This window comes from Pseudomonas lini, assembly GCF_964063345.1.
Taxonomy (GTDB): Bacteria; Pseudomonadota; Gammaproteobacteria; order Pseudomonadales; family Pseudomonadaceae; genus Aquipseudomonas; species Aquipseudomonas lini_B.
Window position 1 is genome coordinate 2,278,401 of the sequence record NZ_OZ061318.1, and the last position, 13,557, is coordinate 2,291,957.

A 13,557-nucleotide genomic window follows, 5' to 3' on the forward strand; every position below is an offset into this window, starting at 1 on the left:
CCAAAGGGCCACAGTCCTATGAGCCATTCGGATGCTTCGCCTCCCGTCCCGGAACCGGGCCGGATTGCCCATCGGGATACCGACGACAAGGCCGGTTGGGATCGCTGGCTGCCGGGACTGCGCACGCTACGCGGATACAAAATAGCCTGGTTGAGGCACGACCTTGTGGCCGGTTTGGTACTGACCACGATGCTGGTGCCTGTCGGCATCGCCTACGCAGTGGCATCGGGCGTACCCGGCATCTATGGCCTTTACGCGACCATCGTTCCGCTGCTCGCTTATGCGCTGTTCGGACCCAGCCGGATTCTGGTGCTGGGGCCGGATTCCTCGCTGGCTGCCGTCATTCTCGCCGTCGTGCTGCCACTGTCCGGCGGTGATCCGCATCGTGCCATCGCCCTTGCGAGCATGATGGCGATCGTATCGGGAGTGGTGTGCATCCTGGCCGGCATAGCTCGCCTGGGCTTTGTCACGGAGCTTCTTTCCAAACCGATCCGCTACGGGTACATGAACGGGATCGCGCTGACGGTTTTGATCAGCCAACTGCCCAAATTTTTCGGTTTTTCGATTGAATCCGACGGCCCGCTGAGAAACCTGTGGGCGATCGCTACAGCGATAATGGAGGGAAAAACCAACTGGACCGCCTTCATGGTCGGCGCAGCTACTCTGGCGGTGATTATGCTGCTCAAGGGCAACAAGCGCGTGCCGGGCATTCTGATCGCCGTGGCAGGGGCGACCGTCGCCGTGGGTGGGCTGGACCTTGCAGCGCGGTCCGGAATATCGGTTCTCGGCTCTCTTCCACAAGGCTTGCCGGCGTTCGCCATTCCCTGGATCACTCGCGCCGATATTGTCCCCGTCCTGATCGGCGGTTGCGCCGTTGCCCTGGTTTCGTTCGCCGATACCAGCGTGCTCTCACGTGTCTATGCGGCGCGGACCCGCACCTATGTGGACCCGAACCAGGAAATGGTGGGCCTCGGTGTCGCCAACCTCGCCGCCGGATTTTTTCAGGGTTTTGCGATCAGCAGCAGTTCGTCACGTACGCCCGTGGCCGAGGCTGCAGGCGCCAAAACCCAGTTAACCGGAGTCATCGGCGCGCTTGCTGTTGCCTTACTGCTGGTGGTGGCACCGAACCTGTTGAAGGATTTACCTACCAGCGCACTGGCCGCGGTGGTGATCGCCTCCGCCATTGGCCTGATCGAGGTCACCGACCTGCGACGAATTTATCGAATCCAGCGTTGGGAGTTCTGGCTGTCAATCGTCTGTACCGTCGGCGTGGCCGTGCTGGGGGCGATTGAAGGCATCGGCCTGGCCATCGTGATCGCCGTCATCGAATTTCTGTGGGATGGCTGGCGCCCTTACTCCGCCGTTCTGGGACGCGCGGAAGGCGTCAAGGGTTATCACGACATCAAGCGCTATCCCGACGCGCGTCTGGTACCCGGCCTGGTGCTGTTTCGCTGGGATGCGCCGTTGTTTTTCGCCAACGCCGAGTTGTTTCATGACCGAGTGCTCGACGCCGTGGCTGCGTCGCCCACGCCAGTGCGCTGGTTGGTCGTTGCGGCGGAACCCGTCACCAGCGTGGACGTGACCTCTGCCGACATGCTGGTGGAACTGGACGAAACCTTGCACGCGGCGGGCATCAAGTTGTGCGTGGCCGAGATGAAGGACCCGGTCAAGGACAAGCTGAAGCGATTCGGGCTTTTCGCGCGGCTTGGCGAAACGGCGTTCTTTCCGACAATAGGCACTGCAGTCGACAGCTATCTGATGATTCATCCGGTGGATTGGGAGGACCAGGATCGCTGAGTGGCAGCGGAAACACCCGCGGCCTGCACGCAGATTGCCAGCCCGTCTATGCTGGACTTACCGAACGCAGCCTTTGCCACTCTCTACTGGAGGTAATCAATGGTTCCCACGCCCATGCTCGAAAAGATTTTTTCCCGAGATCTTCTCGATGTACTGATTCGTGCCGGAGTGATTGCCGTTCTGGTGATGTTCTGCTTTCAGATATTCAGCCCGTTCCTCGACCTGATGCTGTGGTCGGTGATCCTGGCAATCACCCTCTACCCCTTGCAAGTCAGGTTCAAAGGCAAGCTGGGAAACAAAGACGGGCTCACCGCGACGCTGATCGTATTGATCGTCATCAGTATTCTTATGGTGCCTGTTTATTTGTTGGGAGCCTCGCTTGCGGATTCCGTGGAGAGGGTCATGACCATGGTCAAAACCGACAGTTTCCATATTCCGCCACCGTCCGATGCGGTAACCAGCTGGCCACTCGTGGGCGAACCCCTTTATAACTTGTGGGCGCAAGCCACCACTGACCTGCCCGATCTGGCCCAGAAGTTCATACCGCAGATCAAAGGTGTCAGCCTCTCCCTGCTGAGCAAGCTTGCGGGTGTCAGCATGGGGCTCCTTTTATTCATCGTCGCCCTGATTATTGCCGGTATTTTCTTAGCGTATGGCGAAAGCGGCCACCGTAGCGCGGTGCGAATCGTTTCGCGCTTCAGCGGTCCGATCAACGGGCCGAAAATCGCCGATCTGTGCACCGCCACCATTCGGGCAGTGGCGTTGGGGGTGGTCGGCATCGCCTTCATCCAGATGCTGTTGGTGGGCATCGGCTTTGTGTTCATGGGCGTCCCCGGCGCCGGCCTTCTCGCCTTGGCGGTGCTGCTTCTTGGCATCATGCAATTACCGGCGTCCCTGATTACCCTTCCGGTCATCGTCTTTGTTTTCATGAGCGAAGGTGCCAGTACGGCGACTATTGTGTTTGCCGTCTATGTCTTCATCGCGGGATTGGTCGATAACGTCCTCAAACCGCTGCTGCTGGGTCGTGGCGTCGATGTACCGATGCCGGTGGTGCTGATCGGAGCCTTGGGCGGCATGGTCACGGGCGGTATCCTCGGCCTGTTTATCGGCCCGGTGATACTCGCGGTCGGCTATCAGCTGTTCTGGGAATGGGTGGATCAAGTGCAAGAACCCGGGCCAGACAACCAGGGACGGACCTGACACGGCGGCCGAGGATATCCCCATGCTGTTAAACCTGCTGGCCGGCCTCCCCGTGATGTTTTTCTGCCTGCTGATGCAAGCCGTTTTCGTGACCATATGCCTGCGTCATTACGTGCATTTCAAACATTCCCAACCAGCTTATGAATCGCAATGGCTGAATATCCTGTTGTTGTCGATGGTGATGCTGCTGATGATGCTCGGTAATTTCGTGCAGATCGCCATCTGGGCCACGCTATTCATGCTGCTTGATGAGTTCGACGAATTCGCCATCGCGCTGTATCACTCGGCGGTCAACTTCGCCACGCTAGGCTACGGCGACATCGTCATGTCCTCTCGCTGGCGTCTGCTTGGCCCATTGGAGGCCGCCAACGGAATCCTGATGTTTGGTGTCTCCACCTCAGTGATGACCGCTGCGGTGATGGATGTCATAAAACACAACATGGAAAGGCTACAGCAGCGTGAAGGCCCGTAGGCATGCACCGATCATGGCAGAGCCTTCTCCAGTGCCTCATGCAATTGTGCCGCCGAGGCGTATTCGCGCTGCCCCACCAATTGACCGTCCTTGAGCTGCAGCCACAGCACTTTATCCACGGACCCAGGGTAGCGCGGCGCCACGCGACTATCACGGTCAAGCATCACTCGATAGGAATAATCGCGCATAGCCGGTACTGCGAACATCTTCGCGATCAGTCGAGGCATGCGCTGGATGTCCGCGACAAATACCGTGTGCCGAGCCTCCAGGTAGCCCTTGGGCTGATCCTGCAGAGCGGCGCCGATTAGTTTGGCGGCGCCCATGCTGCGCGCCACCAGCAGCGTCTGAGTCTGGTTATCGAGCGTGAAGGCCTGATCGAACTGATCAAGTAAGGTCCACGGCGCCAGGCGCTCGCCAACCTCCAGTGCCTGGGCCCAAAAAGGCAGAAGACTGAGCAATAACACCGGCCAATATTTCACGTTCTACTCCTTGTTTGAGCGCATATGCGTAATGGCCGTCAGTCTACACCGTCCGTTCCGAGTGCCCAGTGCCCTTGTTTACCGTTTCACGCTTTCTGCTTGTCGCAAATGAACGCTAAGCTTGGGCCTATGGATGACTCAGATTATTTACGCCTGCTGACCATTGCGGCCGAGCAAGCCAACACGTTCTTGTCCAATGCCCGCAAATGGGAGCGTGAGCGTTGGGTTTGCCAGCGCCTGCTGCAAGGCCTGAACATTCCCTATCGCGCCGACGAATTTGCCCCCGCCGGTGAGCCGCCGGACGTGCTGTTTCGCGACGCGAATTTCGAGGTGTTCTTCGTACTCGACGAGGGCCGGCGCCTCAATGACGAATGGCGCGACGAGCTGCAACGTCGGCGCAACGCGTTTTCCCTGAGCCAACTGGTGCGACGCGAGGCCAAGCCCCGGCGCATCCCGGCCAATGAATTTCTGCTCAGGCTGGCGCCGACTTTGCGCAAAAAAGCCCACAACTACAAAGAGCGCGGCATGGACCTGGGGGAGCTGGACATCATTGCTTTCGCCAGCCTCAAGCGCGAAGTGCTGGACCTCAACAGCCACTTTCCACCGCCCACCGAATACTTGCGTCAGGGCTGGCGCTCGTTGTCACTGGTTGGTCCGACCTTCGCCCGAGTGCTATTCGCCCACCCGGAGGCCCCGGATTTTCTGCGCAGCAACCTGGGTCGCAGCATCGTCTTCGACGTCGGGATCAGCCTGTGAGTCCGTTGCAGGTGTTAGTCGCCGAGTGTTACAAAGTGGAACCATTCGCCTGGACGATACGGTGAACGTCGAGCCATTCCAGCCAGCGGCTATGCTCCGTTCAACGCAGAATCCCCCGCTGTAGCTTCTAAACCTTCAGCAACGTCTACCTGACGAGGCCCAATATGACCAGCCGCCTGAACCCGGACGACCAAAAGCATGTCGAAGAGTACCTGCGCCTGTCCCAACACCAAGTCGAGCGCCGGCCTTTCCGGCCGTGGATGCTCCTGGTAGTGGTGTTGGCAGTGACCATTGGTTTAGGCCTGTTGAGCCGACTTATCAGTTACCTGACGCTATGAGCTGCATCGCGCTCGCTCGGGTAATTGCACCGATTTCTTTTAGCCTTGCGAGATATCCCCATGACTCATCGTATTGTCATCGTTGGCGGCGGCGCCGGCGGTCTGGAGTTGGCTACCCGTCTGGGTAAGACTCTGGGCAAACGCGGCACGGCCAGTGTGATGCTGGTCGACGCGAATCTGACCCACATCTGGAAACCGTTGTTGCACGAAGTGGCGGCAGGTTCCCTGAACTCTTCCGAAGACGAACTCAACTATGTTGCCCAGGCAAAATGGAACCACTTCGAGTTCCAGCTGGGGCGCATGAGCGGGCTCGATCGCGCACAGAAGAAAATCCAGCTGGCCGCCACCTACGACGAGGCGGGCCTGGAACTGGTGCCGGCGCGTGAAGTGCCTTACGACTCATTGGTGATTGCCGTCGGCAGTACCACCAACGATTTCGGCACGCAGGGCGCGGCGCAGCATTGCCTGTTCCTCGACACCCGCAAACAGGCCGAGCGCTTCCATCAGCAACTGCTCAATCACTATCTGCGCGCCCACGCCGGGCAAACTGACGCGGTGCAGCAGATCAGTGTGGCCATCGTCGGCGCCGGTGCCACCGGGGTCGAACTGGCAGCGGAACTGCACAACGCCGCCCATGAACTCGCAGCCTACGGCCTGGACCGGATCAAACCGGAAAACATGCACATCACCCTGATCGAGGCCGGTCCACGGGTGCTCCCTGCTCTGCCGGAACGAATCGGCGGGCCTGTGCATAAAACCCTGGAGAAACTCGGGGTCAACGTGATGACCAACGCTGCAGTCAGCGAAGTGACGGCAGACAGCCTGATTACCGCCGATGGCAAAGTGATCAACGCCAGCCTCAAAGTCTGGGCCGCCGGGATTCGTGCTCCGGCCTTCCTCAAGGACATCGATGGCCTGGAAACCAACCGCATCCATCAGCTGCAAGTGCTGCCGACCCTGCAAACCACCCGCGACGAGAACATCTTCGCCTTCGGTGACTGCGCGGCTTGCCCACAACCTGGCACCGACCGCAATGTACCGCCGCGCGCCCAGGCTGCGCACCAGCAAGCTTCGTTGCTGGCCAAATCGCTGAAACTGCGGATCGAAGGCAAATCCCTGCCGGAGTACAAGTACACCGACTATGGTTCGCTGATTTCGCTGTCGCGTTTTTCGGCTGTGGGTAACTTGATGGGCAACCTCACCGGCAGCGTAATGCTTGAGGGCTGGCTGGCGCGGATGTTTTACGTGTCGCTGTATCGCATGCACCAGATGGCGTTGTATGGCGCGTTCCGCACGGCGATGCTGATGCTTGGCAGCAAGATTGGGCGTGGGACTGAGCCGCGTCTGAAGCTGCACTAAATACTCGGCGTCTGTCAGGGCCTCATCGCGGGCAAGCCACGCTCCCACAGATTATGTGTCGGTCATGGATCTGGGGCCGGCACATAACCTGTGGGAGCGTGGCTTGCCCGCGATGCAGGCGCCTCGGTCCAACCTGCGGACACTTGTGTGTCTCACTGTATCTCCCCCTCCGATTCCATCCCTTCGCTTACAAACTCCCCCTTGCGCGACACAGTAGCGATACACCACGCCCGCTAAATGGTCACACCCGAGCAAGGCACAGCCTGCTTCGGTCATCGCCGCACTCACGTGGCGTCCTTTATCGAGCGGTTGTGTCGTGCAACCCAGGAGATTTGTAATGTCCCGTACTCTCAGCAAAAACACCGTTGGCCTGCTCGGCGCTGTCCTGGCCGGAGGCATGATGTTGTCCGGTTCTGTATTCGCTTCGCAACCGCTGACTCAAGGCTACCTGTTGGCCTCGGCGGAACAGGTCGTGAAGACGCCTGAAGGTAAATGTGGCGAAGGCAAGTGCGGCGATGCCTCGATGGCCAAGACCGACACCGACGACGATGGCAAGGTATCCCGCGCGGAATTCCTGAAAGTGGCACCCAAGGCTGACTTCGACAAGATCGACACCAACCATGACGGCCAGATCGACGAACAAGAGGCTTTCGATAACGTGAAAGCCAACTACGAAGCCAATGGAAAAAAAATGCCGAAGGGCTTGTTCGAGCACCTGAAAGACAATAGTTAAGCCTCTGAAGGCCCAAGCCCTGCCTCTCCATCGAGACGCGGGGCTTTTTTTGCATTTGCAGCAGGCAAAAAAAATCCCCGTATCTTTCGATACGAGGATTTTTAATATGGTCGGGGTAAGGGGATTCGAACTCCTGACATCCTGCTCCCAAAGCAGGCGCGCTACCGGACTGCGCTATACCCCGGTAAAAAAAAGGCACCTTTGAAAGGCGCCTTCTTCGATCAGCGCTTTTGGCCTCTGATCTTAAGATTCGATTCCAGCGCTAACTGGTTTCAAAAATGGTGGGTCGTGTGGGATTCGAACCTACGACCAATTGGTTAAAAGCCAACTGCTCTACCAACTGAGCTAACGACCCAAAAATGGTCGGGGTAAGGGGATTCGAACTCCTGACATCCTGCTCCCAAAGCAGGCGCGCTACCGGACTGCGCTATACCCCGGTTTGAAATTGGCTCCGTGACCAGGACTCGAACCTGGGACCCAATGATTAACAGTCATTTGCTCTACCGACTGAGCTATCACGGAACTACATATTTCAATTACAACTGGTATTTCAATTTACAACTGTGAAGCTTGCTTCACCTCTTCGACCCGTTCGCATCGCTGCGTTCGTGTGTCTGAGGCGCGCTATTCTACAATCTTAAGCAGCTCTGTCAACCCCCTAAATTGCTTTCAAGTTAATGATTTGCAACTTATTTTAGATTCCTGCTTGGGGAGCAGAAACCCTTCAGGGCGACTTACTGCGGGGCGCACTTTACAAGCCTTTTCCTTTGAGTTCAACAGCCTGGCGAAAAAAAGGCCTCGCAATGCGAGGCCTTCTTTTATTGCACTGCCGTCGAGCGTCAGACGAAAACGATTTCGTCGTTTTCCACGACACCCTTGGCGGTATCGCCGGGCATGAATCGGCCCGACAGAATCAGCTGTGCCAACGGGTTCTCGATCCAGCGCTGGATCGCCCGTTTGAGCGGTCGTGCGCCGTACACCGGGTCGTAACCCACAGCGATCAGCTTATCCATCGCTTCCGGACTCAGCTCAAGCTTCAGCTCGCGCTCGGTCAGGCGACTACGCAGGCGACCCAACTGGATCTCGGTAATGCCGGCGATCTGATCCCGAGCCAGCGGCTCGAAAATCACCACTTCGTCGACCCGGTTGATGAACTCCGGCCGGAAGTGCGTGGAAATCGCATCCATCACCGCCGCGCGCTGCGCCTCGCGATCCCCTACCAGTTCCTGAATCTGCACCGAGCCGAGGTTGGAGGTCATGACGATCACGGTATTTTTGAAATCCACCGTGCGGCCATGGCTGTCGGTCAAACGGCCATCTTCGAGCACTTGCAGCAAAATGTTGAACACGTCCGGGTGGGCCTTCTCGACCTCGTCCAGGAGAATCACCGAATAAGGCTTGCGACGCACCGCCTCGGTCAGGTAACCGCCCTCTTCATAGCCCACGTAGCCCGGTGGCGCACCGATCAGTCGAGCCACGGAATGTTTCTCCATGAACTCGGACATGTCGATCCGCACCATCGCCTCTTCGGTATCGAACAGGAACTCGGCCAGCGCCTTGCACAGCTCGGTTTTGCCGACACCGGTCGGGCCGAGGAACATGAACGAGCCGCTCGGGCGATTCGGGTCGGACAACCCGGCGCGGGAACGCCGCACCGCGTTGGAGACAGCGATCACCGCTTCGTCCTGACCGATCACACGCTGGTGCAACAGGCTTTCCATCTTCATCAGTTTTTCGCGCTCGCCCTCGAGCATTTTCGACACAGGAATGCCGGTCCACTTCGACACGACTTCGGCGATCTCTTCTTCAGTCACCTTGCTGCGCAGCAACTGGTTTTCGCTTTTGCCGTGCTGGTCGACCATTTGCAGGCTGCGCTCCAGGTCCGGGATCACCCCGTATTGCAACTCGGCCATGCGGTTCAAGTCGCCTTTACGGCGTGCGGCTTCCAGTTCCTGACGGGACTGTTCGATCTTCTGCTGGATCTGTGCCGAACCCTGGACTTCGGCTTTTTCCGAGTTCCAGATTTCTTCGAGGTCCGAGTACTCACGCTCGTGACGAACGATTTCTTCCTGCAGTTTTTCCAGACGTTTCTTCGCCGCGTCGTCGCTTTCTTTCTTCAGTGCCTGGGATTCCACCTTCAGCTGAATCAAACGACGTTCCAGACGGTCCAGCACTTCCGGCTTGGAGTCGATCTCCATGCGGATGCGGCTGGCGGCTTCGTCGATCAGGTCGATGGCTTTGTCCGGCAACTGACGGTCGGTGATGTAGCGATGACTGAGCTTGGCCGCGGCGATGATCGCGCCGTCGGTGATCGCCACCTTGTGGTGAACCTCGTAACGCTCTTTCAGGCCACGCAGGATGGCGATGGTGTCTTCTTCGCTCGGCTCATCCACCAGGACTTTCTGGAAGCGCCGCTCGAGGGCCGCGTCCTTCTCTATATATTGGCGGTACTCGTTGAGTGTGGTCGCGCCCACACAATGCAGTTCACCGCGAGCCAATGCCGGCTTGAGCATGTTGCCCGCATCCATCGAGCCTTCGCCCTTGCCGGCGCCGACCATGGTGTGCAGTTCGTCGATGAACAGAATGATCTGCCCTTCCTGCTTCGACAGTTCGTTGAGCAGGGATTTGAGGCGTTCTTCGAACTCGCCTCGGTATTTGGCACCGGCAATCAAAGCCCCCATGTCCAGGGACAACAGACGCTTGCCTCTCAGGCCATCCGGCACTTCGCCGTTGATGATGCGCTGGGCCAGGCCTTCGGCGATGGCGGTTTTACCCACGCCAGGCTCACCGATCAGCACCGGGTTGTTCTTGGTGCGGCGTTGCAGGACCTGAATGGTGCGACGAATTTCATCGTCACGGCCGATCACCGGATCGAGCTTGCCCTCTTCGGCGCGCTTGGTCAGGTCGATGGTGTACTTGTCGAGCGCCTGACGTGATTCTTCGTGGTTGGCATCATTGACTGCCTCACCGCCGCGCAGGTTGTTGATCGCGTTTTCCAGCGCTTTCTTGCTCACGCCCTGGCCCAGCAACAATTTGCCGAGCTTGCTGTTCTCGTCCATGGCGGCGAGCAGCACCAGTTCGCTGGAGATGAACTGGTCGCCCTTCTGCTGGGCCAGGCGGTCAGCCTGGTTGAGCAGGCGCGCCAGATCCTGCGACATGTTCACATCACCGGTCGGATTCTGGATTTTCGGTAGCTGATCGAGGGCTTTGGTCAGCTCTTTACGCAAGCTGTTGACATCGAAACCCACCTGCATCAGCAGGGGCTTGATCGAACCACCCTGCTGTTCAAGCATGGCCTGCATCAAATGCGCCGGCTCAATGGCCGGATGATCGAGGCCGACGGCCAGGGATTGGGCGTCGGACAAGGCTAACTGCAACTTGCTGGTTAAACGGTCTATACGCATGGGTCACCTTCCTTTTGAGCAGGCCGGACCTATAAACATCCTGAATGAAGAAACCTGCCAGATACCGCTATAGATGCGGTCGATTCTGGGAGATTCAAGCGTCGTACAGTTGATGTAGATCAGAGAAGTCTAGTGTTCGATCCAGACTAAGGAGGCAAACCGGCCGGTACGTGGACTGCGGCGGTAAGAAAAGAAGCGAGGGTCGGTCACGGTGCAGAAACCACCGCCATAGACGGCCGTGACACCGCGAGCAGCCAAACGCAAACGCGCCAGCTCATAGATGTCGGCCATGAACTTGCCGGCATTCTGGCTCGGCACGAAGGCTTTGGCGGCTTCAGGCAATTGCTCGACGAAGGTTTCGCGCACTTCCGGGCCGACTTCAAAGGCTTGAGGGCCAATGGCCGGGCCGAGCCAGACCAGCACGTCTTCGGGCGGTACAGCCAGACTGTCGAGGGTCGCTTCCAGCACACCCGCCGCCAATCCGCGCCAACCGGCATGGGCGGCAGCGACGCGGGTGCCGGCGCGGTCGCAAAATAGCACTGGCAGGCAATCAGCGGTCATTGCCGTGCAGGCGATACCGGGTGTTGCCGTCCAGCTGGCGTCGGCAGTGGCTACCAGGCTTGGATCCGCTTGGGCCACGACAATGCCGTGAACCTGCTTTAACCAGGCCGGTTGAATAGAGAAATGATCGGTGAGGCGACGGCGGTTTTCGGCGACAGCTTCGGGGCTGTCGTCGACATGATCGCCCAGATTGAGGCTGTCGAACGGCGCCAGACTGACGCCGCCCGCACGGGTGGTAACGCAGGCTTTCACCCCGGCAGGCGCAGGCCAGTCGGGAATCAGCCAGTCACTCATCCGATGAACGCCTCACGGTCTTGCTTGAGCAGCGACAGCAACCAGACGAAGTCGTCCGGCAGTGGCGATTCCCAGCTCATGCGTTTACCAGTGGTCGGATGATCCAGCTCCAGGAAACGCGCATGCAGCGCCTGACGCGGGAAATTCTTCAAGGATTCGACCATGGTCACACTGGCGGCCGGCGGAATACGGAAGCGACCGCCATAGGCAGGGTCTCCGACCAACGGGTAGTTGATGTGCGCCATGTGCACGCGAATCTGGTGCGTACGACCGGTTTCCAGCTTCACCCGCACGTGAGTGTGGGAGCGGAAACGCTCGAGCACGCGGTAATGGCTGACGGCTTGCTTGCCACCTTCCATCACAGCCATGCGCTGGCGTTGCTGGCCGTGGCGACCGATGGGCGCATTGATCTTGCCCCCAGCCGTCACCACACCGATCACGATGCACTCGTAGATCCGGCTTACGCTGCGGCTCTGCAATTGCGTGACAAGCTGTGTCTGCGCCTGAATGGTCTTGGCCACCACCATCAGACCGGTGGTGTCCTTGTCCAGGCGATGCACGATACCGGCGCGGGGTACATTAATGATGTCCGGCACGTGGTGCAGCAAGGCGTTGAGCAAGGTGCCATCAGCGTGACCGGCGGCAGGATGCACCACCAGGCCCGCAGGCTTGTTGATCACCAGGATGTCGTCGTCTTCATAGACGATGTCCAGCTCGATGTCTTGAGCGATCCATTCGCCCTGAGCTTCCTGCTCGGCAGTCAGCTCAAGAATGGCGCCACCGTGAACGATGTCTCGCGGGCGGATAACCGCCCCATCCACAGTCAGGCGGCCGTCTTTGATCCAGGCGGAAAGGCGCGAGCGCGAGTGCTCAGCGAATAATTGTGCGGCGACTTGATCGAGGCGTTGGCCGCCCAATTCGGACGGCACCTCTGCGCGAAGTTCAATTTTATCGGACATGCTCAGACTAGGCGTCGGCACAGCCTTTGGTTTCGGCTGCGCGCTTGTGGTTAAATACGGCGTCTTTTGCCCCGAGGCTTTTCATCGGGGCGCTCATCATAACAGGACGGCCCCGCCCAAGACAGCGGCCGTCATAGGGACGCAAGCCGCCATGCAAGTGAAACACCTGCTGCTGATCGCCATCCTCGCATTGACCGCTGCTTGCTCATCGAAGGAAGTCGTAGACGAAAACCTGAGCGAAGTCGAGCTGTACCAGCAGGCGCAGGCCGACTTGGACAATAATAGCTACACCAGTGCCACAGCCAAGCTGAAGGCCCTGGAGTCGCGTTATCCGTTCGGTCGCTACGCCGATCAGGCTCAACTCGAGCTCATCTACGCCAACTACAAGAACACCGAGCCTGAGGCTGCCAAGTCCGCCGCCGAGCGTTTCATTCGTCTGCACCCGCAGCACCCTAACGTCGATTACGCCTACTACCTCAAGGGTCTGACCTCTTTCGACCAGGACGTCGGCCTGCTGGCGCGCTTCCTGCCGCTGGACATGACCAAGCGTGACCCGGGCGCCGCTCGCGACTCCTACAACGAGTTCGCCCAGCTGACCAGCCGCTTTCCGAACAGCCGCTACTCGCCGGACGCCAAGCAGCGCATGATCTACCTGCGCAACCTGCTGGCTTCCTACGAGATTCACGTTGCCGATTATTACCTGACCCGTCAGGCCTATGTCGCCGCCGCGAACCGTGGTCGCTACGTGGTGGAAAACTTCCAGGAAACCCCGTCGGTCGGTGATGGCCTGGCGGTGATGACTGAAGCCTACCAGCGTCTGCACCTGGACGAACTGGCCGCAACCAGTCTCGAAACCCTGAAGCTCAACTACCCGAACCACCCAAGCCTGGTGGACGGTCAGTTCGTGCCATCGGTGGCCGAAGCCGACAACCGTTCGTGGCTGAGCAAGGCCACCCTGGGTCTGATCGAATCCCGTCCGCCGCTGCCGCCGGGTGAAACCCGCGCCAACCAGGACGTGCAAAAGCAGTTCCAGGATGCCAAGGACGCGATTCCGAACGAACTCAAGCCTAAAGATGAAAATGGCGATGTGATCGAAGAAGAGGAACACGATTCCGAAGCCAACAACGCTGACCGCTCGTGGTTCAGCCACATGACCTTTGGCGTGTTCGACTGACGCTGGGGATTGTGCTGAAAAGGCGCCTTTC

General features: G+C 58.9%; 12 protein-coding genes and 4 tRNA genes. 8 read left to right on the forward strand and 8 right to left on the reverse strand.

Annotated features, from left to right (window positions below):
* Positions 1-18 precede the first annotated feature (18 nt).
* From AB3226_RS10210 to AB3226_RS10220, 3 genes are all read left to right on the forward strand, one after another.
* Positions 19-1,797: a SulP family inorganic anion transporter gene (locus AB3226_RS10210; protein ID WP_367372987.1), complete on the forward strand. Its 1,779-nt coding sequence runs from the start codon at positions 19-21 to the stop codon at positions 1,795-1,797.
* Positions 1,798-1,896: 99 nt separating this feature from the next.
* Positions 1,897-2,997 (forward strand): AI-2E family transporter, encoded by a 1,101-nt coding sequence (locus AB3226_RS10215; protein WP_367372988.1) that lies wholly within the window; start codon positions 1,897-1,899, stop codon positions 2,995-2,997.
* A 22-nt stretch (positions 2,998-3,019) separates the two neighbouring features.
* Positions 3,020-3,469, forward strand: coding sequence for an ion channel (locus AB3226_RS10220; protein ID WP_367372989.1), 450 nt, complete (start codon positions 3,020-3,022; stop codon positions 3,467-3,469).
* Positions 3,470-3,480: 11 nt separating this feature from the next.
* Here the strand turns inward: AB3226_RS10220 and AB3226_RS10225 are convergent, their stop codons facing one another.
* A complete protein-coding gene (locus tag AB3226_RS10225; RefSeq protein ID WP_367372990.1) occupies positions 3,481-3,948 on the reverse strand; it encodes an FAD/FMN-containing dehydrogenase in 468 nt (155 codons plus the stop codon).
* A 129-nt stretch (positions 3,949-4,077) separates the two neighbouring features.
* Between AB3226_RS10225 and AB3226_RS10230 the strand changes: the two genes are divergently transcribed.
* The 4 genes from AB3226_RS10230 (at position 4,078) to AB3226_RS10245 (ending at position 7,134) form a co-directional block, all read left to right on the forward strand.
* Positions 4,078-4,704: a DUF1780 domain-containing protein gene (locus AB3226_RS10230; protein ID WP_367372991.1), complete on the forward strand. Its 627-nt coding sequence runs from the start codon at positions 4,078-4,080 to the stop codon at positions 4,702-4,704.
* Between the two features lie 164 nt (positions 4,705-4,868).
* The gene (locus tag AB3226_RS10235; RefSeq protein ID WP_367372992.1) at positions 4,869-5,042 is read left to right on the forward strand and encodes a DUF3094 domain-containing protein; all 174 of its coding nucleotides are present in this window, start codon (positions 4,869-4,871) and stop codon (positions 5,040-5,042) included.
* A gap of 60 nt (positions 5,043-5,102) precedes the next feature.
* On the forward strand, positions 5,103-6,401 hold the full coding sequence (locus tag AB3226_RS10240; RefSeq protein WP_367372993.1) for an NAD(P)/FAD-dependent oxidoreductase: 1,299 nt from the start codon (positions 5,103-5,105) through the stop codon (positions 6,399-6,401).
* A gap of 337 nt (positions 6,402-6,738) precedes the next feature.
* On the forward strand, positions 6,739-7,134 hold the full coding sequence (locus AB3226_RS10245; RefSeq protein WP_367372994.1) for an EF-hand domain-containing protein: 396 nt from the start codon (positions 6,739-6,741) through the stop codon (positions 7,132-7,134).
* Positions 7,135-7,241: 107 nt separating this feature from the next.
* Here the strand turns inward: AB3226_RS10245 and AB3226_RS10250 are convergent.
* From AB3226_RS10250 to rluD, 7 genes are all read right to left on the reverse strand, one after another.
* Positions 7,242-7,318, reverse strand: a tRNA-Pro gene (locus AB3226_RS10250).
* Positions 7,319-7,413: 95 nt separating this feature from the next.
* A tRNA-Lys gene (locus AB3226_RS10255) sits at positions 7,414-7,489 on the reverse strand.
* Between the two features lie 5 nt (positions 7,490-7,494).
* Positions 7,495-7,571: transfer RNA gene (locus AB3226_RS10260), tRNA-Pro, on the reverse strand.
* 9 nt (positions 7,572-7,580) lie between these two features.
* A tRNA-Asn gene (locus AB3226_RS10265) sits at positions 7,581-7,656 on the reverse strand.
* Between the two features lie 317 nt (positions 7,657-7,973).
* Positions 7,974-10,538 (reverse strand): ATP-dependent chaperone ClpB, encoded by a 2,565-nt coding sequence (clpB, locus tag AB3226_RS10270; RefSeq protein ID WP_048396488.1) that lies wholly within the window; start codon positions 10,536-10,538, stop codon positions 7,974-7,976.
* A 129-nt stretch (positions 10,539-10,667) separates the two neighbouring features.
* Positions 10,668-11,393 carry a peptidoglycan editing factor PgeF gene (gene pgeF, locus AB3226_RS10275; protein ID WP_367372995.1) on the reverse strand — a complete coding sequence of 242 codons (726 nt, stop codon included), beginning with the start codon at positions 11,391-11,393 and terminating at the stop codon, positions 10,668-10,670.
* On the reverse strand, positions 11,390-12,352 hold the full coding sequence (rluD, locus tag AB3226_RS10280) for a 23S rRNA pseudouridine(1911/1915/1917) synthase RluD (protein WP_007901932.1): 963 nt from the start codon (positions 12,350-12,352) through the stop codon (positions 11,390-11,392). Before rluD ends, pgeF begins: the two co-directional genes overlap by 4 nt.
* Before the next feature lie 151 nt (positions 12,353-12,503).
* On the opposite strand from rluD, the gene AB3226_RS10285 reads away from it, so the two are divergent.
* Positions 12,504-13,526 (forward strand): outer membrane protein assembly factor BamD, encoded by a 1,023-nt coding sequence (locus AB3226_RS10285; protein WP_367372996.1) that lies wholly within the window; start codon positions 12,504-12,506, stop codon positions 13,524-13,526.
* Positions 13,527-13,557 lie beyond the last annotated feature (31 nt).